At 70.8% G+C, this 22,070-nt stretch carries 23 protein-coding genes and 1 pseudogene; 15 read left to right on the top strand and 9 right to left on the bottom strand.

The features are described from left to right. Nucleotides 1-59: 59 nt before the first annotated feature. From ACGFZQ_RS39745 to ACGFZQ_RS39735, 3 genes are all read left to right on the top strand, one after another. Nucleotides 60-1,433: a DUF5933 domain-containing protein gene (locus ACGFZQ_RS39745; protein WP_393844501.1), complete on the top strand. Its 1,374-nt coding sequence runs from the start codon at nucleotides 60-62 to the stop codon at nucleotides 1,431-1,433. 100 nt (nucleotides 1,434-1,533) lie between these two features. After that, nucleotides 1,534-2,409, top strand: a complete 876-nt coding sequence (locus ACGFZQ_RS39740; protein ID WP_393844500.1) for an aldo/keto reductase — start codon at nucleotides 1,534-1,536, stop codon at nucleotides 2,407-2,409. A gap of 64 nt (nucleotides 2,410-2,473) precedes the next feature. Continuing rightward, the gene (locus tag ACGFZQ_RS39735) at nucleotides 2,474-3,496 is read left to right on the top strand and encodes an aromatic acid exporter family protein (protein ID WP_393844499.1); all 1,023 of its coding nucleotides are present in this window, start codon (nucleotides 2,474-2,476) and stop codon (nucleotides 3,494-3,496) included. A gap of 7 nt (nucleotides 3,497-3,503) precedes the next feature. Here the strand turns inward: ACGFZQ_RS39735 and ACGFZQ_RS39730 are convergent, their stop codons facing one another. The 4 genes from ACGFZQ_RS39730 to ACGFZQ_RS39715 all read right to left on the bottom strand — a co-directional run bounded on the left by ACGFZQ_RS39730 (nucleotide 3,504) and on the right by ACGFZQ_RS39715 (nucleotide 7,395). Beyond that, the gene (locus tag ACGFZQ_RS39730) at nucleotides 3,504-3,980 is read right to left on the bottom strand and encodes a DUF5990 family protein (protein ID WP_393844498.1); all 477 of its coding nucleotides are present in this window, start codon (nucleotides 3,978-3,980) and stop codon (nucleotides 3,504-3,506) included. Nucleotides 3,981-4,040: 60 nt separating this feature from the next. Continuing rightward, entirely contained in the window at nucleotides 4,041-5,171 is a 1,131-nt protein-coding gene (locus ACGFZQ_RS39725) for a catalase family protein (RefSeq protein WP_393844497.1), read from the bottom strand. A gap of 70 nt (nucleotides 5,172-5,241) precedes the next feature. Then, nucleotides 5,242-6,594, bottom strand: a complete 1,353-nt coding sequence (locus tag ACGFZQ_RS39720; protein ID WP_393844496.1) for a Dyp-type peroxidase — start codon at nucleotides 6,592-6,594, stop codon at nucleotides 5,242-5,244. A 210-nt stretch (nucleotides 6,595-6,804) separates the two neighbouring features. After that, nucleotides 6,805-7,395, bottom strand: coding sequence for a hypothetical protein (locus ACGFZQ_RS39715; protein ID WP_393844495.1), 591 nt, complete (start codon nucleotides 7,393-7,395; stop codon nucleotides 6,805-6,807). 320 nt (nucleotides 7,396-7,715) lie between these two features. Here ACGFZQ_RS39715 and ACGFZQ_RS39710 point away from each other — a divergent pair, with 320 nt between their 5' ends. Then, complete coding sequence (locus ACGFZQ_RS39710) at nucleotides 7,716-8,393, top strand: GAP family protein (protein ID WP_393844494.1); 678 nt, start codon at nucleotides 7,716-7,718, stop codon at nucleotides 8,391-8,393. Between the two features lie 40 nt (nucleotides 8,394-8,433). On the opposite strand, the gene ACGFZQ_RS39705 is transcribed toward ACGFZQ_RS39710, so the two are convergent. The 3 genes from ACGFZQ_RS39705 to ACGFZQ_RS39695 all read right to left on the bottom strand — a co-directional run bounded on the left by ACGFZQ_RS39705 (nucleotide 8,434) and on the right by ACGFZQ_RS39695 (nucleotide 11,978). Continuing rightward, on the bottom strand, nucleotides 8,434-8,589 hold the full coding sequence (locus ACGFZQ_RS39705) for a DUF6131 family protein (RefSeq protein WP_351740761.1): 156 nt from the start codon (nucleotides 8,587-8,589) through the stop codon (nucleotides 8,434-8,436). A gap of 118 nt (nucleotides 8,590-8,707) precedes the next feature. Continuing rightward, complete coding sequence (locus tag ACGFZQ_RS39700) at nucleotides 8,708-9,547, bottom strand: DUF1206 domain-containing protein (protein ID WP_393844493.1); 840 nt, start codon at nucleotides 9,545-9,547, stop codon at nucleotides 8,708-8,710. Nucleotides 9,548-9,782: 235 nt separating this feature from the next. Continuing rightward, nucleotides 9,783-11,978, bottom strand: coding sequence for a PQQ-binding-like beta-propeller repeat protein (locus ACGFZQ_RS39695; protein ID WP_393844492.1), 2,196 nt, complete (start codon nucleotides 11,976-11,978; stop codon nucleotides 9,783-9,785). A gap of 501 nt (nucleotides 11,979-12,479) precedes the next feature. Here ACGFZQ_RS39695 and ACGFZQ_RS39690 point away from each other — a divergent pair. Further along, nucleotides 12,480-13,028: a DUF4232 domain-containing protein gene (locus tag ACGFZQ_RS39690; protein ID WP_393844491.1), complete on the top strand. Its 549-nt coding sequence runs from the start codon at nucleotides 12,480-12,482 to the stop codon at nucleotides 13,026-13,028. A 127-nt stretch (nucleotides 13,029-13,155) separates the two neighbouring features. On the opposite strand, the gene ACGFZQ_RS39685 is transcribed toward ACGFZQ_RS39690, so the two are convergent. Continuing rightward, the gene (locus ACGFZQ_RS39685; protein WP_393844490.1) at nucleotides 13,156-14,397 is read right to left on the bottom strand and encodes a PP2C family protein-serine/threonine phosphatase; all 1,242 of its coding nucleotides are present in this window, start codon (nucleotides 14,395-14,397) and stop codon (nucleotides 13,156-13,158) included. Between the two features lie 806 nt (nucleotides 14,398-15,203). Between ACGFZQ_RS39685 and ACGFZQ_RS39680 the strand changes: the two genes are divergently transcribed. From ACGFZQ_RS39680 to ACGFZQ_RS39640, 9 genes and pseudogenes are all read left to right on the top strand, one after another. Continuing rightward, entirely contained in the window at nucleotides 15,204-15,803 is a 600-nt protein-coding gene (locus ACGFZQ_RS39680; protein WP_393844489.1) for a DUF5994 family protein, read from the top strand. 624 nt (nucleotides 15,804-16,427) lie between these two features. Continuing rightward, entirely contained in the window at nucleotides 16,428-17,138 is a 711-nt protein-coding gene (locus ACGFZQ_RS39675; protein ID WP_393844488.1) for a tryptophan 2,3-dioxygenase family protein, read from the top strand. Nucleotides 17,139-17,151: 13 nt separating this feature from the next. Continuing rightward, entirely contained in the window at nucleotides 17,152-18,588 is a 1,437-nt protein-coding gene (locus ACGFZQ_RS39670; RefSeq protein WP_393844487.1) for a pyridoxal phosphate-dependent decarboxylase family protein, read from the top strand. Between the two features lie 73 nt (nucleotides 18,589-18,661). Then, nucleotides 18,662-19,237 (top strand): RNA polymerase sigma factor, encoded by a 576-nt coding sequence (locus tag ACGFZQ_RS39665; RefSeq protein ID WP_393844486.1) that lies wholly within the window; start codon nucleotides 18,662-18,664, stop codon nucleotides 19,235-19,237. Beyond that, nucleotides 19,234-19,839, top strand: a complete 606-nt coding sequence (locus tag ACGFZQ_RS39660) for a hypothetical protein (RefSeq protein ID WP_393844485.1) — start codon at nucleotides 19,234-19,236, stop codon at nucleotides 19,837-19,839. The genes ACGFZQ_RS39665 and ACGFZQ_RS39660 overlap by 4 nt, the downstream gene beginning before the upstream one ends. 150 nt (nucleotides 19,840-19,989) lie before the next feature. Continuing rightward, nucleotides 19,990-20,460 carry a roadblock/LC7 domain-containing protein gene (locus ACGFZQ_RS39655; protein ID WP_393844484.1) on the top strand — a complete coding sequence of 157 codons (471 nt, stop codon included), beginning with the start codon at nucleotides 19,990-19,992 and terminating at the stop codon, nucleotides 20,458-20,460. Beyond that, nucleotides 20,457-20,609 (top strand): annotated as a pseudogene (locus tag ACGFZQ_RS39650) (DUF742 domain-containing protein); the annotation flags it as partial. The gene ACGFZQ_RS39655 and the pseudogene ACGFZQ_RS39650, both read left to right, overlap by 4 nt. A gap of 61 nt (nucleotides 20,610-20,670) precedes the next feature. Further along, nucleotides 20,671-20,850 carry a DUF742 domain-containing protein gene (locus ACGFZQ_RS39645; RefSeq protein ID WP_393844483.1) on the top strand — a complete coding sequence of 60 codons (180 nt, stop codon included), beginning with the start codon at nucleotides 20,671-20,673 and terminating at the stop codon, nucleotides 20,848-20,850. A 55-nt stretch (nucleotides 20,851-20,905) separates the two neighbouring features. Beyond that, complete coding sequence (locus tag ACGFZQ_RS39640; RefSeq protein ID WP_393844482.1) at nucleotides 20,906-21,502, top strand: ATP/GTP-binding protein; 597 nt, start codon at nucleotides 20,906-20,908, stop codon at nucleotides 21,500-21,502. Here the strand turns inward: ACGFZQ_RS39640 and ACGFZQ_RS39635 are convergent. Then, nucleotides 21,481-21,705, bottom strand: coding sequence for a hypothetical protein (locus tag ACGFZQ_RS39635; RefSeq protein ID WP_393844481.1), 225 nt, complete (start codon nucleotides 21,703-21,705; stop codon nucleotides 21,481-21,483). The genes ACGFZQ_RS39640 and ACGFZQ_RS39635 overlap by 22 nt on opposite strands. Here ACGFZQ_RS39635 and ACGFZQ_RS39630 point away from each other — a divergent pair. Then, a complete protein-coding gene (locus ACGFZQ_RS39630) occupies nucleotides 21,680-22,018 on the top strand; it encodes a D-alanyl-D-alanine carboxypeptidase (protein WP_393844480.1) in 339 nt (112 codons plus the stop codon). The genes ACGFZQ_RS39635 and ACGFZQ_RS39630 overlap by 26 nt on opposite strands. Nucleotides 22,019-22,070: the final 52 nt, after the last annotated feature.

The raw sequence follows: 22,070 nt of genomic DNA, 5'->3' as shown, positions 1-22,070 counted from the left end.
AAAGAAGCAGTGGAACACCGCTCTCCCTGTGGCGTCGACCGGGGGCGAGACCCTGGGCCGTGGCGGGTGTCGCGGCCCTCGGGTTCCTCCTGGCACTCGAGATCGCCGCACGACGCTACGGCCTGCCAGGGCCGATCACCGACCAGGCGCGGGAGGTGATCTTCGCCCCCAAGTCGGGTTTCCTTCTGTACGCCGGCATGGCGCTGATGATGACGGTGCTCACCTGGCGACAGCGGTTCGTCGCCCTCGCCGCCGCGATCGGTATCGACATCGCCATCGCGGCGGTCCGCTGGGCACTCGACGCCCCGGTGACCGACGGCCATCCCTTCGGCAACGGCGCCCTGTGGGTGATCCTGGGCCACGCGGTCACAGCGGTCACCCGCCGCACCGGCCGGGAACGGGTCCTGCTGCTCAAGGGCGTCGGGCTGGGCCTGCTGCTGGTGACCGGCCGCAAGACCGGCGACACCTGGCTGCTCCTCACCTCGAAGACCCGCCCGACGGTGCTCGACCAGTACGTGGCCACCGCCGATCACGCGCTGGCCGAACCGTCGTGGCTGGTCGGCCGGATCGTCACCGCCGCCGGTCCGGTCGGCTTCAACCTTCTCGACGTCGTCTACGGCCAGCTCGCCGTGGCCGCGGTCGTCGTCGCGCTGTACCAACTGCGCCACGTGGCGGTCGAACGGCGCTTCCCACGCCATCACCTGGTGCGCACCTTCCTGGTGATCGGCCTCCTCGGGCCGGCCGTCTACATGATCTTCCCGGTGGTCGGGCCGGTCTTCGCCTACGGCACCGGTGCCGAGCACTGGGCTTCGGTCAGCCTGTGGCCGGACCCGCCGCCCGGCGGCCACTTCCACGACCACGACCACGGCCACGGCCTCGGCCTCGGCCCTGGCAACGGCCACTGGGCGGTGGCCGACTGGTGGCCGCGGACGACGCCGCCGGTCGATCGCCCGCGCCCCATGCCGTTCGACGGGTTCACCCCGCGGAACTGCATGCCCAGCCTGCACACGGCCTGGGCCGTCGCGATCTTCATCCACTCCCGGAACGGCCCGCGCCTGCTCCGCTTCGCCGGCGCGTTCTGGCTGGTCGCCACCCTCACCGCGACGCTGGGATTCGGCTACCACTACGGCGTGGACCTCATCGCCGGCGTGGTGTTCACGCTCACGGTCGAGGCGGCGCTGCGCTCCTTCGACCGCGGCTGGGACCGGTCGGGGCTCCGGTTCGCCGCCTACGGCGCGACGGTCTTCGCCGCGCTGCTGGTGTCGTACCGCTGGCTGCCGTGGGAGATGGCCAGGCACCCGTGGGCGTCCGGCCCGCTGCTCCTGCTGGCGCTGGCCTCGGTGGTCTACGGCTACCTGCGGACACAGCACCGGCCCATGGGAGAAGTTCTCCTGAGACCCCGTCAGCCCGTACGGCCGGGGGCGATGCGGTAGACCGGCACCGGGCGGGACGGGCCTGCCCCGCCCGGTGCGCACGGCAAGGCGGTACGGCTGCGCCCAGGCGGATTCCCGGTGCGGGAGTAGCGTGGAACTCATGACCGAAGACACGCTGATCGCACACGAGTCAGGGACCTTCGAGATAGCCGGCAAGCAGGTGGCCCGGCTGGGCTTCGGGGCGATGCGGCTGACCGGACCCGGGATCTGGGGCGAGCCGGCCGACCGCGAGGAGTGCCGGCGGGTCGTCCGCCGTGCGGTCGAGCTCGGCGTCCAGCTGATCGACACCGCCGACTCGTACGGGCCCCATGTCAGCGAGGAGATCATCCGCGAGGCGATCCACCCGTACCCCGACGACGTCCTGATCGCCACCAAGGCGGGCCTCACCCGCTCGGGCCCGGACGAGTGGGCCCCGGTCGGACGGCCCGAGTACCTCCGGCAGGAACTCGAGATGAGCCTGCGGCGGCTCGGCCTGGACCGTATCGACCTGTTCCAGCTGCACCGCATCGACGCGAAGGTGCCGCTGGAGGACCAGATCGGCGAGCTGAAGAAGTTCCAGGACGAGGGCAAGATCGTGGCGATCGGGCTCTCCGAGGTCACGGTGGACGAGATCGAGGAGTGCCGGCGGATCGCGGAGATCGTCACCGTGCAGAACCGCTACAACCTCACCGACCCCACGTCGGAGGACGTGGTCGACCACTGCACGCGCGAGGGCATCGGCTTCATCCCGTGGGCGCCCGTCGCCGCGGGCGAGCTGGTCGAGCCGGGCCGTCTCGTCGACACGATCGCCAAGCGGCACGAGGCCACCCCCGGTCAGGTCGCGCTGGCGTGGCTGCTGGCCCGCACGGAGGTCATGCTGCCGATCCCCGGCACCTCCCGTGTGACCCACCTGGACGAGAACGTCAAGGCCGCCCGGCTCGCCCTCGACCCCGAAGAGGTCGACCAGCTCACCCGGGCGGCGCGCGAAGCGGCCTGAGCCACCGGTTCACGGGGCGTACACCGGCGGGCGGCGGGCCTCGGTGTGTGCCTATGGTGGCCAGGTGACGGGCGTTTCGCCGTGGACGCGGGTGCGCTCCAGGCTCCGGGCTCAGGGGCCGACGGCGGCCCGCATCCTGGTGATCGCGGTGCTCTGCTGGCAGGCCGCGCTGTGGGCCGGTGCCGATCAGCCGCCGGTGTTCGCCGCCATCGTTCCGCTGCTGTGCCTGCGCGGTGATTCCGCCTCCTCCCTGACGGCACTGCTGCTGAGGATCCTCGGCGTGATGGCCGGGGTGGCCCTGGGCGTCACCGTGGTCCACTTCTTCCGGCCGACCACGGCCGTCCTCGCCGTCGTGCTGGGCCTGGCCCTGCTGTGCGGGACCGTCATCAGTTCCGGCACGGCACTGAACGTGCAGGTCGCGGTGACCTCGCTGCTGGTCTTCGCCAACCCGACACCAGAGTCCTACGGCTTCGCCCGGTTATGGGAGAACGCGCTGGGCGGCGCGGTCACCGCTGTCCTCGGCCCGCTGCTCTGGCCGCGGAACCCCCGCCGGGAGGCGGCGACGCTGGCACGGGAGTACGCGGACGATCTGACGGAGGGCCTCGTACGCAGCACACGCGCGATCGGCTCACCGGACGCCGCGTACGCGAACCGGACGCACACCCAGGCGGAGGCGGACCGGCTGCACCGCTACGGGGAGAAGGCCCGGGAAGCGGAGAAGGCCATGCGGTTCAATCCGCTGCACCGCCGCCACCGGACCGAGGTGGCCGAACTGAGCGACCGGATCCGCCGCGCCACCCGGGCCGCGCCCCACCTCCTCGCGCTGGCCGCCGAGGTCGACTTCTTCACCGCGCGCGACGGACCCACCCCGGCCCTCTTCCGGGCCCGGACAGCCCTCCTCCCGGTCGCCGAGGCCACCGGCCGCGCCCTGAAAGCCCTCCTCGAAGGACGGGACCCGCACGAGGACACGGCCGCCGCCCGCACCGCACTGGCCCGGTACACCAGGGACGACGCGGCCCCGGTGGCCGTACTGCTCCGCAGACCGTTCACCAAGATCCTCGACCTCTGTGACGGCTCCCCGGGCTGAGGACGGATCAGAGAGGCGATCGGCCTTCGCCGGCGGTCCAGGTGACGTGCGGGGGCTCGACGCGGGCGCACAGGGGGCCGCCGGCCGCGTCGGTCAGACCGAGACGGCCGACCAGCAGGCCGTGGTGCGCGGCGGCGGCGAGCACGTCGGCGGGGACGGCGTCGAGCATGAGCTTGGCGCGACGGAACATGACGAAGACGCCCGAGTCGTCGACCGTGCACCAGGACAGGTACACGAACCGGCGGCCCAGACGGTGCTGCACGTACGGGCCCGTCACCTCGATGCCGTCGGGTGTGGCGGTCGCCGTGCACTCCAGGGTCCAGGTCGCGGACGCGGCGTCGGCGGGCTGTGGTCCGAGGAGTTCGCCCGGCCGGTCACGGCGCTGCACGGCGACATGGATGCCGGCGTAGGCGGGGCCGTCGTCGCCGACGGGGGCCGGACGGGTACGGCCGGGCAGGTCGACGGCGTCGATACGGATACGCATACCGGCCATCATCCGCCCGCCGGTGCGGGTCCCCGTCCGGTGCCTGTCCCCATCCGGTGCTCATGTGGGGCGGCCAAGTACGTCGTCGGCGCTTCTGGGCTCGGTGCGGGGCTGCTGGTTGAGCTTGTGGCGCTCGATGGAGGATCGCCGGTAGACCTCTTTGCGGGCCCGCATGATGTTGCCCAGGGGCGCGTGCTCGGCGGTGACCCGCCAGGGTGTGAAGGACAGCGCGTCCATCTTCTCCAGGTTCTCGGGGCTGGAGATGTCCTGCTGCGGGAGCCGCAGCTTGGCCACCGTGAAGGCTGGCGACAGCTGCTCGGGCCACTCCACGGTGGTGTCCTCCACCGGCATGCGCTCCAGGTCGGTGCAGAGCTGGACCTGGATGTCGAAGACGTAGGGCCCCTCCCGCAACTCGGCCTGCAGGGCCGGCCGGAAGACCTCCGCCGCCGAGGCCGGGTCGATGGTGCGCCGGACCACCCCGGCGGCGGACGTCGGGTCGGGGGTGATGCGCACCTTGGCGATGTAGTCCCCGTGCCGGACCGCGCCCATCGTCCAGTAGCTCGACAGCAGCAGGTTCGCCGGAGGCGTCTTCGACAACCGCAGGAACGCCAGGAACTCGTCCCACGCCCAGTCGTCCCGGTCCAGCGTTCCCTTTCCGGTCACGAAGTCGCTGTAGAAGCGGCGTGCGCCGGGCCGGCCCTGGGAGAAGTAGGCCGGCGCGTTCAGGAACAGCTCCTGGATGAACAGGTAGTGCTCGACCGTGTTGCAGAAGAAGATCGGTCCGTTGATGTTGGCGTAGTCGAAGGTGCCCGAGTCCGGTTCGTCGTCCAGCAGGGTCGGGCCGGGAATGCCGAACATCTTCAGCGCCAGTCCGGTGGCGGCGCCCAGCCGTGCGTCGGCTCCGGCGTGGGGCGAGCCGTTGGAGAAGCGGATCAGCGCGTCGTGGGTGCCCGGGGTCGCGTAGATGCCCTGGGCGTACTCCGGGGGCAGCCCGTCCAGGATCTCCACTTCCCCTCGGACCAGCCCGTAGCCCTTGGCATGGGCGTCGCGAAGGGCCCGCCCGGTGCCGCCGGCCTCGACGGACTCGGCGATGTAGCCCTCGGTCTTCTCGATCACCGTCTGCACGTCGCGGTCGAAGTCCGGTGCGTCGTCTTCGACGTCGGGCGTGTAGCGGACGAACTGTGCTGCCATGACTGCGGCCTCTCCTCGGAGAGCGTGATGGACCTCGGCGTGATCGGATCTCAGGGCGTGGGAATCGCCGTCAGTCCTCCAGTTCGGCCAGCCAGCCCAAGGCACGCAGGCCCGGCAGGAAGCAGTACTCGCCGCCGCGGGTGACCACGAAGCTGGGCAGGTTGCGCAGGCGCCGCCGGACCGGCTTCTCCGGGATGGTGACGCTGCCGGTCCCGCCGTGATGCCCGGCCACCGGGTCCTGCTCGCCGGGGTAGCCGATGAAGTTGCCGTCGTTGACCCATTCGGCCTTGATGAACTCGAACTGCCGTTCCAGGTGGGCCCCCATGAACACGCCGACCAGGCCCCGGTCGGCGCCGTCGTCCTCCAGCACACCCTCGGGCAACGGCGGGCCGTAGGTGGTGCCGCGACGGATGAGTCGGTGCATCCGCGCGTCGCCGATGATGGTGGCGTCGCGGGGGTTGGTACGCCGGATGTGCGCGCCGGCGGGGCACCGGTACCCCCGGTCGTCGTCCTCCCGGTACAGGAAGTCGTTGACGCGGTGCGGATCGGCCGCCAGCTCCGGATCGTCGTGCTCCGGCGCCAGCGCCAGCGGCGCCCCGCTGGGCCAGCGCCCGACCATCTTCGCCGCCAGCAGCGCCTCCTCCTCGGCGCCGGCGCTGTTCGCGCGCAGGTAGCGGCGCCAGGCCGCCACATCGGTGTGGATCTTCCGCACGGCCACGTAGGTCCCGTTGCGCCCCAGCACGTCAGGGCTGGGCATGGGCGCCGGGTTACCGGTTTCGTCGGGGTAGCCGAGGATGAACTCCCCGGCCTTGATGGGGGCTTCCCGCGGGTTGGACCCGGGCAGTCCGACGCCCTCGATGTTCGGATGGCTGATGCCGTCACGGAAGCCGAAGGTGGTGCGCCCGGTGGGGAGTTGCTTGACCTCCTGCTGCCAGATCACGTGCACACCGGGCGTGTCCTCGTAGGCGGCACGGGCCCGCTCCAGCTCCTGGTCCAGCTGTGCCGCGTCGGAGGAGAGGGCGCTCAACGCGATATGGACGTCGCCCGTTCCGAACGGTGCCTCCCAGTGGGCCGGGGCGCTCTGGCCGACGTCGCCGATCCGCTCCGCGCGCGCGGCCATGCCCTCGCGGAACGCCCGGGGAAAGCTGTCCAGCGACTCCTGGGGCACCCCGAGGGCCGCCAGCCCCTGACAGGTGAACGCCACGGCGACCCAGGCATCCCGGCTCCGGTCCGCGTCCGGCAGGCCGCCCGAGGTCACCGGGAGCAGCCGGCGCAGCAGCGCGCGGCCGGCCCGGGGTTCGTCCACGCGCAGGAAGACGAACCTTCCCTCGTAGGGCACGGGCCGTGGCCGCAGGGCCCCGCTCTGGACGTCGTCGATGTCGACGCGCACGCCTGCCGCGCTGCCGCTGTCCACTGTGTTCATGGGCGCTTGTGCCTCCGGATCGGTCTCTGCCTGGACAGCCGCCCCGCAACGGCCGGCTCGCAACGGCGGGTGCTAGGGCCTGTCCGGCGGATCAGGTCGCAGGAGAACAACGGCACATCATGCACCCCCGGCCGAAGGCTGGGGGACGTTGACAACCGACGACAACGCCGCAGGTGGACGTGGCAGGCCCCGCGATCCGCCGGACAGGCCCTAGGCCGAGGCTTCTTCCAGCAGCTTCTGGAAGGCCGGCGTGGACACCAGCTCCGCGTTGGCCGGGTTCTCCAGCGCCGCCCGGAACTGGGGGGTGTCCAGCACCTCCTGGAACGCGTCGTCCACGCGGTGGTCCTTGAAGATCTGCTGGACGGTCAGATCGGGATAGGCGCTGACGAAGACCCCCGCGGGCTCCTGGTGAGCGACGAACCAGTCCTTCACCCCCGGATCGGTGACGCCGGGGAACCCTTCACTGTGCGAGAAGACCTTGTCGAAGCGGGCCCCGACCACCGTCTGGGCGAAGTCGTCGATGTAGTTGTCCCAGGAACCGTCGAAGACGCTGGCGAACATGAACCGGGTGTCGTCGTCGAAGATCACGTGCCGGGCGTCATGCAGGGTGCCGATCTGGCGCACCGCCGCATGGACCTTCTCGTCGTCCGCCGCGTCGGCGAGCTTGGCGAGATCCTTGCGCAGCTCATCCGCATGCCCCGGCTTGATCTTGGTGAAGACGGTGAACTCGTTGCAGACCCCGTCCGACCTGCCCGGGCGCTCGGGGTGAGCCGACTGGGGTGCACCTGTCGTCGCAGTCATCGTGGGACTCTCCTGCCACGGATCGGTGCGAGGGGCACCAAGCGCCCGAACATGAGGCGCCATCGCCCTCACCCCTCAATCCTCACCACGGACGCCCTGCCTCGCATCCGGGGGGAAGCCCCGGCACTCCGGCCCGTAGACCGAGAGGCTCCCGAGGACAGACCCGGCCGGGCGCAGGAAGATGGAAGCAGTGGGACGTGCCGAGTGCACGGTGGCGCAGCCCATCGCACGCCGGCCTGTCGCGCCGCCCAGGCGGTCCGGCACACTCGCGCCAAGCCCTGGTCGGCCGGATCGCCACCCGACCCCACGCGGAGGCAACCATGGGGGCAGTTCTCGGTGACGTACTGGGATTCGCGGCCGGCGTCGCGGTCAGCCCGCTCCCCATCATCGCCGTCATCCTCATCCTGGCCACGCCTCGGGGACGTCTCAACGGCGTTCTCTTCACCGTCGGCTGGATCCTGGGACTCGCGGTACTGGGCGCGGTGATGCTGGCGATCGCCTCCCCGGCAGGCGCCTCCAGCCACAACCACCCGGCCACCTGGGTGGGAGCCCTCAAGCTCGCCCTCGGCCTGTTCCTCGTCCTCTTCGGCGCCCGGCAGTGGCACCGGCGTCCGAGGGATCCCTCCCAGGCCCGGCTGCCGAAGTGGATGAGTGCGATCGACGGCCTCACGCCGGTCAAGGTCTTCGCACTCGGACTGGCCCTGGCGGCGCTCAATGCCAAGAACGCCCCGCTGACCATTGCCGCGGGAGCCGCGATCGGCTCGGCCGACCTGCCGCTGGGGCAGCAGATCGGCTCTCTGGCGATCTTCGTCGTGGTCGCCACCCTCGGCCTGTTGGCCCCGCTGGCGGTCTTCCTGCTCGGGGGAGAGCGCGCCAAGACCACGCTCGGCAACTGGAAGGACTGGGCGGCTCAGCACAATGTGGCCGTGATGGCGGTCCTGTTCTTCGTCCTCGGCCTGAAGCTGCTCGGGGACGGCATCTCCGTCCTCACCTCCTGACCCGCGAGGTCGGACGTACGGCGTCCGATGCCGGAGACCCTCACCAATAGTGGCGGCGGCCGGCCACCGCGTGCCCCATGGATCCCAGGATCCAGAAGGCGGCACCGATCACCGCCAGAATGATGCCGAGCGTCCACAGGATGGATATGCCCGTGACGAACCCGACGACGAGCAGAATGATTCCGACAGCGATCATGGCCGTACCTCCTGGTGTTTCCTGAAGCCTGCTGGTAGGTGCCGGGTTCCCCGAAGCGGCGAGGTCATCCCGAAGCGGGCCGCATCAGATTCGTCCGCGTCTCGCGTTCTGCCGCCGGTCAGACGTCGCGCCAGCGCGCGTTGGCCCAGGAGAAGACCCCGAAGGCCATCAGGCCGACCGCTATCAGCGCCAGCAGCCAGGGGCCCGCCGGGGTGTCGGCGAACGTACGCAGGGTGTCGTCCATGCCCTTGGCCCTGCCGGGCTTGTGCTGGACGGCCGCGGCGATGGCGAAGCAGCCCGCGGTGGCGAAGACGACGCCCCGGGCCGTACCGCCGAACACGCCGAAGAAGGAGACGACCTTGCGTGTTTTCTGCGACACCTCCGACATCCTGAGGTGCTTCTCGAACTTGCGCAGGACGGCCCGGACGGCGATCCACAGGCCGGCAGCGGTCACCGCGGCACCCACGACGCCGACGATCCACTGCCCGCCAGGCCAGTCCAGCGCCTTCGCCGTGACGTCCTGGGAGTTCTTGTCGGAACTGCCGCTGCCGCTGTTCTTGTCCCCGGCCGCGTAGGAGAGCACGGAGTACGCGACGAATCCGTAGAAGACGGAACGGCCCGCGGCCATCGCCCTCTTGCCCGGTTTTCCGCCGTCGGGACCCGCCTGCCCGAAGGCGGCCTCGGACAGCCGCCACAGGGCCATCCCGGCCAGGGCGATCCCGAGCAGCCACAGCAGTACGGTGCCGAAGGGCTTCTGGGCGATCTCGGCGATCGCGCCGCCCCGGTCGGCCTGCTCGCCCCCGCCGGAGAAGGCGACCCGCAGGGAGAGGACGCCGATCAGTGCGTAGATGACCCCGCGGGCGACGAAGCCCGCCCGGGCCGCTGCCGCGATCGCCTTGCTGTTCGCCGCACGTCGAACCTGACCGCGTCCGCGTGCCGTTGCCGATCCAGTAGCCATGCCCTACCGGATGCCCCCGAAGACCGAGGCCATCCCGGGACCGACTCTCCGCTTCGTCTTCGGGCGCACTGTCGGGGAAGGTGGCGCGGAGGAGGCCGGCTGGGATCCTCGACGAGCGGGCCCGGCGCACGGGACACCGGCGGACCCGATGACCCTCGGCGGACCTCGGCAACCGCATCACGGACCCGCCGCCGCGGTGGGACGCCTGCGGGTGCGCGGCGACCGCCCCGGCCCGTCAGGTGGGCCCGTCAGGGCTCCGGGAGAAGGCCGTGTCGCCGGCCATCGCCACGATCGCGTCCTTGACGAGCAGCACGCGCGGCGGGTAGCTCTGCGCCTTGTCCCCGGGGTCGGCCAGTGCGGAGGTGCGCCAGACCTCCGCTCCGGTGCGGCTGTCCAGCGCCAGCAGACGGCCGAAGCGGTTGGAGAAGTAGACCCGCTTGTACGTCGCCGACACCGCGGGCGCGGACAGGCTCTCCACGTCCGTCACCTTCTGCCAGAGTTGTCTGCCGCTGTCCGCCGACACCGCGGTGACCGACCCGTCGGACCGGACGAAGTAGACGACGCCGTCCACCAGGGTGGCCGCGCCGGTCAGCGGACGAGCCAGCGGTACCCGTCTGACCTGCCCGGTTTCCGAGGACACCCGCAGCAGCGCGTTGTACGGCCGTTCGTATCCGGCTTCGTAGACGTCCTTCGCGGTCTGCGGGGCGAGGAACAGGGGTTGCCCGCCGACCGTGCCGAGCGCTTCCGCCTTCTTGGGGAGTGTGGCGGTTTCGGTCAGGCTGCCGGGTCCGAGCTTCATCAGCTCGACCGGGGCCTGGCCTGACTCGGTGCCCTGCGAGCACAGGGCGTAGGGGTCGCCCCCCAGCACCGACGGAGTGCAGTACTCGTCCAGGGAGGGCGCCTGCCACAGCTCCTTGCCGGAGGACCCGTAGGCCACGAACGACGAGTAGTCGGGGGACAGGGTCAGCAACCCGCCGTCGTACAGGACCGCGGCCTCGGACTTGTTGATGTCGCGTTGCCACCGCCGGTGCCCGGTCGTGGCGTCGAGGGCCAGCACGCGCCTGGTGTTGTCGTCCGGATCCTCGTACACGTAGACCAGCCCGTCGCGGACGCCGATCGGCTGCGCCCCCTGAGGGCGGGTGCCGGTCCGCCACAGGGTGCGGCCGGAGGCCGCGTCGACCTTGGTGACCGTGGCGCCCGTACCGCCGCAGAACAGGGCGCTTCCCTCCGTCACGCAGCCGGGGCTGTTGTAGTCGAGAGGGACACCCTGCACGTCGTACCGCAGCTCCGTGCGCCACGGCCGCCAGCCGTCGGGCAGTGACGCGGCACGGGCGGTGGCCTTGGCGGTGGTCTTGGCGGTGGCGGTGGCGTCCGAATCGGACACGAAGACACCCACTCCGACACACAGCGCGGTGACGGCCAGCACCGCGCCGAGGCCGGTGAGCAGCATCCGGGCCCGGCGTCGCCTGCCGGAGCCCGAGCCGGAGCCGGTGGCCGTGCCGGAGCCGGTGCCGGTGGCCGTGCCGGTCGCGGCGCCCGCGGAGGTGGTGGCCGCGCTCCGGGCGGCGGGGCGGCGCCGGGATTCCGCGGACTGGCCCGTCTTCGGAGACCCGATGACGTCGGACTCCGGCAGCGCCTGGAGCATGCGGTGTATGTCCGTCAGTTCCGGCCGTGCGGCCGGGTCCTTGTCCAGGCAGCGCTCGACGACGCCCAGGAGCGCTTCGGGCACCCCGCCGAGGTCCGGGGTCCCGTGCACCACCTGATAGCCGGTTATGTACGGGCTGTCGGCGTCGAACGGTCCCGTGCCGACGGCCGCGAACACCAGCAGTGACCCCAGCGAGAACACGTCCGAGGCCGGGGTGACGTCCCGGGGAGCGGCCAGCTGCTCCGGCGACATGAAGGGCGGAGTGCCGATCATCCGCCCGGTCGTGGTGAGGTTCTGGTTGTCGGAAGCGCGCGATATGCCGAAGTCGATGACGCGCGGCCCGTCCTCGGTCATCAGGACGTTGCGCGGTTTGAGGTCCCGGTGGACCAGACCCGCCCGGTGGATGTCGCGCAGCGCCTCGGTGAGCCCCAGCCCCAGCGCGCGCAACTCCCGCTGGTTCAGCGGGCCGTCCTTCTCCACGGCTTCGGCGAGGTTGCGCCCCGGTACGTAGAGCGTCGCCATCCACGGCCGGTCGGCGTCCGGGTCGGCGTCCAGGACCGGTGCGGTGAAGGCGCCGCTCACTCTGCGCGCTGCCACGATCTCCTGCCGGAAGCGGGTGCGGAACTCCTCTTCCTGGGCGTACGGCCCGTGTACGAGCTTGACCGCGACCTGCCGTCCCGAGGCGGAGACTCCCAGATAGACGACTCCCATGCCGCCCGCCCCGAGCCGGCCGAGAAGGGTGTACCCGCCTATGGACTCCGGGTCCCCGGTACTCAGGGGCGTCATCGCCGATCGTCCTTCCCAGCGCCTGTCTGCCTCACGGGGATCAGAGTAGGGCCTGCCGCCCCGGAAACGGAGCCGCTCATTTCCCGCGTCGGTGTCCTCCCTGTGCCCTGAGTCGCGCGCTGGACCAGCCGTCCGGATGAGGCCTCAACTCCTGTCCGCCTCTGCGGAACCGGCGGTCTCGACAGGCGCCACCACCCTCCTCCATCCCGTTCGGCATCCCAGGAAGACCACGTTTCCGCAGTTCAGAGCCGGTTTGATCATTCCAGCATCCCGAAACTCCGGTAGGGAATGGCGGTTGGAACGCCGCAGGGCACAGGCTTGGGTCATCCGAGCACGGCGCCTCACCGGACATGGCGATCGTCCTCGTTCAACCCCGCGTTCACGGCTCGCACTTGCGGCGCCCCCACGCCCACCACACGCAGCACACCCAGGACAGAACCGACCGGCACAGCCCACAACCGGAAGATCACATTCCGGATATCCAGAGGGAGCAACCCACTCATGCGTATCGCCACTCGTTTCGCTTCCCGCGCGGCCGCCTCCTCCATGGTGGTCGCCGCCGCCCTCGCGCTCGTCGGCTTCCAGGCCACCGAGCAGACGGCCTCCGCCGCCACCAAGAAGGCCCCCTCGGTCGTCACCTGCACCGCGGCGAACACCAAGCTGACCGTCACCGAGGTGTCCCGCCCGATCAACCACCTGCTGCTCAAGGCCACCAACACCGGCACCAAGCCCTGCTACGCCTACATCGCCCCCTTCCTGAGGGCCGGCGCCGACGCCCAGGCCCCCCTGGCGTGGGCCGAGGAGACCACGCCGCAGGCCGTGGTGACGCTCGAGCACGGCCAGTCCGCGTACGCGGGCATCACGACGTCCACCCCCGACGGCGAAGGCGGGGCCAAGGAGAAGACCCTCGGCGTGATCTTCACCGACAGGAAGGGCAACGCGACCAACAAGGAGAAGACCCTGAACCTGCCGAAGGGCGGGATCTTCTTCAACAGCGCCGCCACCGTCACCTACTGGCAGGACAACGCGGCGGACGCCCTGTCCTGGTAGCCGCCCGCGAGCCCTCCCCGGGGCTCGCTCCCCCGGTCGGGTGTGGGCACTCGCGTGCGGACCTGTCGGACTCGTGAGGCGTGGGGCCGCGGCACCCGCCCAGGCCCGGCGCGCCTTCGTCGCGGGCTCAGTCGAGGGTGGCGAGATGGTCGGCGTCGCCGCCTCGCCACTCGATGAGGAAGATGGTCGCGTCGTCGCTCGTGGCGCCGCCCCGTTCCTGTTTCAGGGCGTGGGAGAGGGCTCGTACCACCGCCCGTACCTGGGTGCGCTCGCGGAGGATCCGGTTGGTCCACTCGACGAGCTGCTCCTCACCGAACTGTTCCCCGCCGGTCTGGTGCTCCTCGATCAGGCCGTCGGTGAAGCACAGCAGCCGGTCCCCGGGGGCCAGCATCCGCTCGCTGACCACCGGCTCCTCGCCGCCGAAGCCGACCGGCAACGTGGTCGGGCTCTCCAGCCGGTCCACCACCGCGTGGTCCCGGATCAGGAACGGGGCCGGGTGGCCGGCGTTGACCCAACGCAGCCGGCCTGTGGCGATGTTCAGAACCATCATCTGCGCGGTGACGAAGTGGTCGGGGCCGAACTGCTCGTTGATGGCCCGGTCCATGAACGCGTACACCTGGGACAGCTCCGTGTCGGCGCGTCGTGTGTGGCGATAGGCGCCGATGGCCACCGTCGCCATGGTCGCGGCGTCCAGCCCGTGGCCCATCGCGTCGATCATGGCCACGTGAAGGGTGTCGCCGTTGAGGGCGTAGTCGAAGCTGTCTCCGGCCACGTCGTAGGCGGGCTCCAGGATTCCGGCCACCTCGACCTGGGGAACGGTCATCGACAGCGGGGGCAGCAACGACCACTGGATCTCCGCGGCCACGCTCATCGGGGCGCTGCGGCGGGCCTGGAAGAACAGGTCGGTGTAGGCGTCCTTGGTGACGATCATGTCCGCGACCAGACCGGCGAGTCTGCGGAGCAGTCGCCGGTCGTCGTCGTCGACCCGGTCCAGGGTGACGGCCATCGCCCCGATCTGGTCGCTGCCGTCGAGCAGCGGCAGGTACATCCGCACACTGCCGTCCCGTGGCACCTCCACCGTTCTGCGGCTCAGGAACGCCTCGCCGGCGGGCGAGTCCTCGACCGGCTCGGGGGCGCCGACCCTCAGCCTCCGGCCCGGCAGCGGCACCAGCAGCACCTGCTCGTAGTCCTGGAGGAGGATGGAGACCTCCCGCCCCCCGACCCTGGCCACCTCCTCCGCGACGAGTGGGGCGATCAACTCCGGCGGCATCTCGTGGGCCCGGTCCAGCAGCACACCCAGCAGTCGTTCACCGAACCCCTCCGACCGGTCCACCCCGATCCTGCCCGGCGTGTGCCCACCGTCCGTCATCGCTGCTTGCTTCCCTTCCCCCCGCGGCGCGAACTGCCCGAGGACCTCATTGGACGGCCGTGTCCACGCGGTCTTCGCGGACAGCCCGGCAGCCCGGCGCCCCGGCCGCGCGGTCTTCGCCCCGAGCGAGCGGCCCGGTGCCCCGACCGCGTCGTACCGCGGCCGGTGTGGGGCGGTGCCGGCCGGGGAACGGCGCCGGCGCCATCGACACCCGATCCGACCGCCTGTCACGACTCCCGGTGCCCCGACGCAACGCACCCCGGCCTCTCGGATCCACCCGGCGGTCAGTGGCGATCGGCGTGGCACAACGCTGTGGACCGGCCCAAGCTTGCATCGCCGACAGGTCCGACGAGCCGATTACGCCATGGGTGGCATGTCAGTCGGCCGTCCTCCAACGACCCCGGCGTATACACACCGGGGTCGCCCTTCCAGGCCGGTCGCACGTGAGAGTGTGCCGACCCGCTTTCAGCCTATGCCTGATACGCATTTCGGGCATCAGGGGTTTCGTGCTCCGCTCGGGGGGCCCGCTGGGAGCAGGGCGTATGACCAGGTCTCTTCCCCGGCGGTACGCCTCCTGGAGCCACCGTGCGGGATCGTCCTGGGACCGGGCCCGTCCCCAGGCGCCCGTCCGGAGGAGGAGCGGAAGGGTGCGGTTCATGCGCCGACGCGACGCTCCGTTCGGCTTGTCCGAGGAGTACGCTGGCATTACCGAGGATATTTCGCGCACCGGCCACCACGCTCGTGTCGTTTTCGGCGATTGAAATAGGCCGGACCGATCGCGGTCGGCCCGGGGCAGGGTTCGCGTCATGACTGCGACCATTTCCTTCTCGCCGACACTCGAAGACCGGTTGTCGCCGTCCGCTCCCTCTTCGTCCCCGCTCCGCCTGTCGCTGGCTCCCGCCGGCGCCACGTCGGCTCTCCTGGACGGCGCATGGTGGCCCCGCTCCCGTGATCTCGGGGCGGAGCTCCCCACCCTGACCGCCGTGCTGGACCCGCTGTGGGGGCGGATCACCCGGGTCACGGTGAATCCCACCCACTGGCCGGTCGTTCCTCGCAAGGTGCCCGTCGGCGGGCACGTGGTGAAGGTGGGCTGGTTCCTGGCCGAGCAGGACCCGCACGAACTGCTGCTGCTCTCCTACCGCGTGGGCCGGTGGAACCTGCTGGTGATACCGCCGGAGACGGACCCGGTCTCGGCCGCCTGGCTGATGGCCGCCGCGAGCGACCCCCTGGGTACGTCGACCGCGAGCCGGTTGATGGAGGAGGCGGCGCGGCTGCGGACGGTGTCCGAGACCGACCGGGCCGTGGAGTCGGTCTGGGACTCCGAGGGCGGACACACGGCCAACAATCCGGCCGCACCGCCTCGGCCCCGGATGGGGATGGCGCAACGGCCGGTACCCGGGTGGTAATTCTGTTCCCACCCTCGGAGCCGGCGGCTGCCGTGTTCCTCGGAGGTGATCGGGCACGCGAAGGACCCGGCGAGTTCGCTGTCCGCGGTCATCGGACCTTCATGACGTGAGATGACGGCGCCGCCCTGCACGCGGCACTCGGGCCCGGCGCGCCTTGGGCAGGGGCCGCTTCCGGGCACGCCCCCAGGCCGATGACGCCGATCCCGGCGCCGGACGGCGCACCGCACCAGCCGTGCCCCGCGCTCCCGGCAGCCAACCGGCCTCCGGGGACTCGCCGCTCTTCTCGTAGACCCCCTCCGATGAGCGACATCGGTGAGGCACACCGATGCGAGGGCGTCACCTGGCCACCGCGTGATCGCCCCCTTCGACCGACAAGGTGCCCCTCAACAAGCCGTGAGCGAGGGGCCGTTGGGCGTGCCGCTGGGTGGAGGAGCGCCGTGGCACCGCCGGCCGGACCGGTTACCGGGCACTGGACGTCAGTTCGACGAATGGAAATAGAGTATTCACCGGCGCCGATCACATCGACCGTCCGTCCGACACACACGTGATCCACACTCCTCTGGTTGATGATCCATCACCCGGCACGAATGGCCGTGTCCGTAATCGATTCGGAGAGTCACCGGAATGTCAGTGCGGCGGGACGGGACTTCGACGGCGTACGAACGCTATCTGCACACCGATGAGTTACTCAGGCTGCAGCGGGACGCGGAGGGGCGCGTCGACCCCGACGAGATGATCTTCATCGTCGTGCAGCAGTCGTCGGAGCTGTGGCTCAAGCTCATCGCGTACGAGATGGAGTCCGCCGTTTCCGCGACGCGCTCCGATGCCGTTCTCTCGGCCGTCCGGCACCTGCGCAGGGTCCATTCCTACCTGGTGAACCTCATGGGACAGCTCGACGCGCTGGACCACATCCCGCCGTGGTCGTACCAGAGGATCCGGACCCGGTTGGAGGACGGCTCGGGGTTCTTCTCGCCGGGATGGTCGAGCACCCGGAGACAGGCCCGGGCGCTGGGTGAGGAGTTCACCGCGTTCATGGCACGCCGGGCCGTCGGGCTGCACGAGGTCTACACGCGCCATACCGAGTTCGAGGACCTCTACCAGCTCGCGGAGAGCCTCGTCGACCTCGACAGCGCCTGCATGCTGTGGCGCACGCGCCACCTGAAGGTCGTCGAGAGGATGGTCGGCGTCGACGCGGTGGGCGTGGCCGGGACTCCGATCCACGTGCTGGCGAAGCTCTCCACCGAGCGCCTCTACCCGGAACTGTGGCGCATCCGGTCACAACTCACCAGCGAGGCCGGCGAGTACTTCGCCACCGAGCCGACGCCCACCCCCTGACCGAAAGGCCGAGATGCCCGAGTTCTCCCGCGAGTCGTTCACGGACTGGGACCGCGTCGTCGCCGCCGTACGCCCCCACCTCGACGCTCTCCTCGACACCCAGCGCGCTCCGTGGACACGGCCGGTCACCAGCGACGACAAGGCGTTCTACGAGCGCTCGCGGGATGCGGGAGCGGCTCCGGAGCGTGGTACCCCGCTTCCGGAGCTGTTGACGGAGATCACCTCGACGGTCCTTGACCGCGGGTATCTCAACGGCGCCCACCCGCAGTACTTCGGCTACTTCCACCCGCGGCCGCTGCCGGTGGCCGTCCTCGGCGACAGCATCGCGTCCCTGCTCAACCAGAGCCCGGCGGCGTGGCGGATGGGGCCGGCCGCCACGGCCATGGAGACGGAGTCACTGTCCTGGGTGGCGGACTTCATCGGCTACCCGAACGCGACCGTCCCCGGCGGCATCTTCACCTCGGGCGGGACGATGGCCAACATATCCGCGTTGAAACTGGCCCGGGACGCCGTGCTGGGCGACACGGTGCGGGAGAACGGGATCACCGGCGGCGGCACCGTGTACGTCTCGTCCGAGCTGCACTACTCCATCTCCAGGGCGATGGACTTCCTCGGCATGGGGCGGGCGGCGCTGCGCGTCGTACCGACCGACCGTGCGGGGCGGATCGTTGTCCCGGCGCTGCGGGAGCGGATCGGCGCCGACGTGCGCGCCGGGCACCGGCCGGTCGCGGTCGTCGGCCTGGCGGGGGCGACGGCCACCGGTTCGATCGACCCCCTGGCGGACCTGGCACAGGTCGCGGCGGATCACGGCATGTGGTTCCACGTCGACGGTGCCGCGGCGGCGGTGTTCGCCGACCTTCCGCGCACTCAGGAACTGTTCACCGGACTCGCGTCGGCGGACTCGGTCACCTTGGACCCGCACAAGTGGATGTTCGTGCCGTACGGGTTGGGGTGTCTGCTGGTGCGCGACGCGAGTCGGCTCTCCGCCGGCTTCGCCGACCAGGCGCACTACTGGAACCACGACTCCCGCACCGATTTCGTGTTCCTGGGTCCGGAGGGCGCCCGGCCGTGGAAGTCGCTGGGACTGTGGCTGGCCATGCGTCACCTCGGCCGCGAGGGATACGCGGACCTGTTGCTGGGCAACCTGGACGTCGCCCGGCACCTGGCCGACCGGGTACGCGCCACCGACGGTCTCGAACTCCTGGCCGACCCGGTACTCCCGATCTGCTGCTTCCGCGCGCTCCCCGAACGGGACGGCGTGGACCTCACCGAGTACACCGAGCAACTGCACCGCGCGGTGGTGGAACGTGGCGACTTCCATCTCACGGTCTGCCACCCGAACGGCGAGCCCTACCTGAGAGTGGCGGTGAACAACTACACCACCCGGAACGAACACGTCGACGCCCTGTTGGAGGCCGTGCTCTACGCGCGCGCCGCGCTCGACGCCTGAAGGTTCGGACAGGAGCCCGCGCCCTCGCCTGAAAGGATCCGGCCGGTGCCGGACAGGACGGGCTGTGGAATCCATGACGGAAGAGGAGTCGCGCCAGAGGCAGCGGGCGCGCTTCGAAGGACTGGCGCACGTGGTGGTGGAACCGTTGCACCGGTATCTGCTGCGACGGACGAGCGCCGACATGGTCGACGACATCCTGGCGGAGGCGATGCTGGTGCTGTGGCGCCGCATTGACGGCGTCCCCGGCCTGGGGGCGGCGCCGGACTCCCCGCCCGACCCCGATGACGTGCTGCCGTGGTGCTACGGGGTGGCGCGGGGCTGCCTGGCGAACGCCCGCCGCGCCGACGGACGCCGGCTCCGGCTGCTGGAGCGGTTGATCCGGACGCAGGAGCGGCAGCCGGCCGGCGCCGCCGACCACAGCGATCTGCACGCCGCGCTCGCCGCCCTCGGGGCGCTGGACCGCGAGGTGGTGCGGTTGTGGGCGTGGGAGGGGCTGGCGCCCCGGCAGATCGCGGAGGCGACCGGGCTGACGTCCAACGCGGTGAGCATCCGGCTGAACCGGGCGAAGAAGAAGCTCGCCCAACAGCTGCGGCGAAAGCATGACGAACCGTCCGGACACAAGAGGGATGAAGGAAGGAGCGGTCAGTGAACGACGACGAGTTGCTGGCCCGGCTGAAGGCCGCGGACCCGGCACTGACCCCACATGCTCCGCTGCCCGACATCGACCGACTTGTGGAGGACATCTTGACCACCGACACCGCGCTCCTTAACGGCAGTACGGTCCCCGCGCCGACCGCCGCGCGACGGAGCCGCCGTCAGCTCCTCGGACTCGCGGCGGCCGCCGGTCTGCTTCTGCTCGGCGGCGGCATCGCCGGAGGAGTCATGGCGAACCACGACAACGGGCAGCCGGCCTCGGCCGGCCCGCTGACACTCACCACCCACAGCGGCTTCGGCGGCCAGAAGTGTGCGGCCCCCAGCCCCGACACCCTGCGCGGGTACCCGACCCTCTTCGTGGGAACGGTCACCTCCATCAAGGGCGCCACGGTCACCTTCCGCGTCGACTACTGGCTGAAGGGCGGCGACGCCAAGACGGTCGTGCTCGACAGCGACGCGAGCCGGCCGGAGGCGCTGACGTTCTCGGACGGTGAGCGCTACATCGTGGCCGCCGAGAACGGCGTCGTCCCGGTGTGCGGCGCGAACGGGGCCACGGACGAGACCGTCGACGAGTTCCGCCAGGCATTCGGGAAGTAACGGGAAGCAGCCGCACGGACGTTCCGAGCCCACCGACGGCCGCGGTGCGCTCGGACCGCCCCTCCCGTCCCGGTACGTGCATGCACCGTTACCCGAAGCGCCGGGATTAATTCGAATGATCCACGACGGGGCCCGCAAGGAAGACGGACGATGACTCTGCGAACCACTGCCACCAACTCCGACCTCGACTGGCTGCTCGACCGCTTGGTCGACCAGGTTCCGGGTACCAGGAACGCCATCGTGCTGTCCGACGACGGCCTGGTGGTCAGCCAGTCCAGCAGTATCGACCGGGTCGACGCGGAACGCCTGACCGCCATCGCCACCGGCCAGCAGAGCCTGGCCCGCGGCGTCGGTGAGGTCTTCGGCGGCGGCCCGGTCCACCAGGTCATCATCGAGCTCCGTGACCTCTGGCTCTTCGTCAGCTCCGCGGGCCGGGGCACGCACCTGGCGGTCGTGGCGGACCAGGAGGTGGACGCCGAGGTGATGTCGGTGGCGATGCACACCCTCGTACAGCAGGTCGGGCAGCGCCTGGGCACCGAGGTCCGTGTGGTGCCGGACGATGCCGAGGGACCGGCGTCCCGCCGCTCCGGCGACGCCGAGAGTGGGGGAGGTCGTGGGTGAGCCACTGGGCGGACGCGGCACCGGATGACGAGGACGCGGAACAGAGCTTTGTCAGGCCGTACACGATCACCCAGGGGCGCACGACCTCGGCCCGGAACGACCTCACCCTCGTCACCGTGATCGCGACCGTCGTCGCGCCCGGTGAGGAGCCCTCGAACCGTGGCCTGCAACCCGAACACAGGCTGATCCTCCAGCAGTGCCGCCACCCCGGTGGCTCTCGCCGAAGTCGCCGCCGGGCTGAACCTGCCCGTGGCGGTGACGAAGATCCTTGTCTCCGACCTGATCACGCTCGGCAGGGTGACAGCCCGGGCACCGCTGGCGGTCGCGGACGGCCAGGCACTGGACATGACACTCCTTCAGGCGGTGAAAGCTGGCCTACTCAGACTCTGACGACCAGGTCGGGACGGACGCGACGCACGCCACCGCGGCCCAGGCTCCGGCGGCGGTGAAGATACTCGTCGCGGGCGGATTCGGCGTCGGCAAGACCACCATGGTCGGTGCCGTGAGCGAGGTCGTGTCCCTGAACACCGAGGAGCATCTGACGGTCGCGGGCGTCGACGTGGACGGCATCGACGGGGTGGACCAGAAGGCCACCACGACGGTGGCCCTGGACTTCGGCCGGATCACCGTGAACGCGCAACTCGTGCTGTACCTGTTCGGCACACCCGGCCAGGAGCGCTTCTGGTTCATGTGGAACGACCTGGTGCACGGGGCGCTCGGCGCCGTCGTCCTCGTGGACACCCGGCGGCTGAAGAGCAGTTTCGCGTCGATCGACTTCTTCGAGAGCCGCGGCATCCCGTTCGTCGTCGGCGTCAACTGCTTCGACGGCCGCCAGGACCGCACCGAGCCCGAGGTCCGTGAGGCACTCGACCTCGACCCGCACACCCCCATCGTCATGGGCGACCTCCGGCAGCGCTCGGCAAGCCGCGACCTGTTGCTGGCCCTGATCGAACTCCTGATGACCGGCCCGACCCCGCTCCCGAGCCAACCGGCCACCGCGCTGCCGGGCACGGTCAGGGGTCAGTCCACGGTGAAGGTGTAGGCGTAGGGGATCAGTTGGATGCCGGAGCGGGTCGTCGCGTAGACCTGGAGGCCGTAGGAGCCGGCCGAGTCCGGAGTCCACTCGATGCTCGCGGTGCCGTCGGCTCCGGCGGCGACCGTGACCTCCGGTTCCGTGTCGAAGGAGTACGACGGCAGCGGCCTGTCCCGCAGCGACCGGATGACCGCCGACGCGCTCTCCGCCATCGCCGCCCTCGCCGTCGACACCCACCACCAGGCCAAACTCTGGCCGATCCTGGCGGGACTGCCGGTCGCGGGCGTCGACGGCACCCTCAGCACCTCCTACGGCCGTTTCACCACCGCACCCGCCTCCTGCGCCGTGGGAAAGGTCGATGCCAAGACCGGCACATTGAGCGATGTGTCCGCCCTGGCCGGGGCCGCCAAGGGCGCGGACGGCCGCTGGAAGAGCTTCGCGTTCGTCGAGAACGGCACAGCGCCCACCGCCACCGTCACCCAGGGCCTGGACGGCCTCGCCGCGACGGTCGAGGGCTGCTGGTAGCACCGACCGCCGGTACGAAGACCCCCCTGGTATCCGGCGCCGACAACCGTCG

The organism is Streptomyces sp. NPDC048254 (genome assembly GCF_043201895.1).
Taxonomy (GTDB): Bacteria; Actinomycetota; Actinomycetes; order Streptomycetales; family Streptomycetaceae; genus Streptomyces.
This window is presented reverse-complemented; position numbering and strand designations above follow the sequence as displayed.

What these genes read in the sequence shown, in the direction of transcription:
- ACGFZQ_RS39740 (WP_393844500.1), top strand. Translation starts at nt 1,534, where the DNA reads ATGACCGAAGACACGCTGATCGCACACGAGTCAGGGACCTTCGAGATA.
- ACGFZQ_RS39730 (WP_393844498.1), bottom strand. Translation starts at nt 3,980, where the DNA reads ATGCGTATCCGTATCGACGCCGTCGACCTGCCCGGCCGTACCCGTCCG.
- ACGFZQ_RS39725 (WP_393844497.1), bottom strand. Translation starts at nt 5,171, where the DNA reads ATGGCAGCACAGTTCGTCCGCTACACGCCCGACGTCGAAGACGACGCA.
- ACGFZQ_RS39720 (WP_393844496.1), bottom strand. Translation starts at nt 6,594, where the DNA reads ATGAACACAGTGGACAGCGGCAGCGCGGCAGGCGTGCGCGTCGACATC.
- ACGFZQ_RS39715 (WP_393844495.1), bottom strand. Translation starts at nt 7,395, where the DNA reads ATGACTGCGACGACAGGTGCACCCCAGTCGGCTCACCCCGAGCGCCCG.
- ACGFZQ_RS39710 (WP_393844494.1), top strand. Translation starts at nt 7,716, where the DNA reads ATGGGGGCAGTTCTCGGTGACGTACTGGGATTCGCGGCCGGCGTCGCG.
- ACGFZQ_RS39705 (WP_351740761.1), bottom strand. Translation starts at nt 8,589, where the DNA reads ATGATCGCTGTCGGAATCATTCTGCTCGTCGTCGGGTTCGTCACGGGC.
- ACGFZQ_RS39700 (WP_393844493.1), bottom strand. Translation starts at nt 9,547, where the DNA reads ATGGCTACTGGATCGGCAACGGCACGCGGACGCGGTCAGGTTCGACGT.
- ACGFZQ_RS39695 (WP_393844492.1), bottom strand. Translation starts at nt 11,978, where the DNA reads ATGACGCCCCTGAGTACCGGGGACCCGGAGTCCATAGGCGGGTACACC.
- ACGFZQ_RS39690 (WP_393844491.1), top strand. Translation starts at nt 12,480, where the DNA reads ATGCGTATCGCCACTCGTTTCGCTTCCCGCGCGGCCGCCTCCTCCATG.
- ACGFZQ_RS39685 (WP_393844490.1), bottom strand. Translation starts at nt 14,397, where the DNA reads ATGACGGACGGTGGGCACACGCCGGGCAGGATCGGGGTGGACCGGTCG.
- ACGFZQ_RS39680 (WP_393844489.1), top strand. Translation starts at nt 15,204, where the DNA reads ATGACTGCGACCATTTCCTTCTCGCCGACACTCGAAGACCGGTTGTCG.
- ACGFZQ_RS39675 (WP_393844488.1), top strand. Translation starts at nt 16,428, where the DNA reads ATGTCAGTGCGGCGGGACGGGACTTCGACGGCGTACGAACGCTATCTG.
- ACGFZQ_RS39670 (WP_393844487.1), top strand. Translation starts at nt 17,152, where the DNA reads ATGCCCGAGTTCTCCCGCGAGTCGTTCACGGACTGGGACCGCGTCGTC.
- ACGFZQ_RS39665 (WP_393844486.1), top strand. Translation starts at nt 18,662, where the DNA reads ATGACGGAAGAGGAGTCGCGCCAGAGGCAGCGGGCGCGCTTCGAAGGA.
- ACGFZQ_RS39655 (WP_393844484.1), top strand. Translation starts at nt 19,990, where the DNA reads ATGACTCTGCGAACCACTGCCACCAACTCCGACCTCGACTGGCTGCTC.
- ACGFZQ_RS39630 (WP_393844480.1), top strand. Translation starts at nt 21,680, where the DNA reads ATGACCGCCGACGCGCTCTCCGCCATCGCCGCCCTCGCCGTCGACACC.
- ACGFZQ_RS39635 (WP_393844481.1), bottom strand. Translation starts at nt 21,705, where the DNA reads ATGGCGGAGAGCGCGTCGGCGGTCATCCGGTCGCTGCGGGACAGGCCG.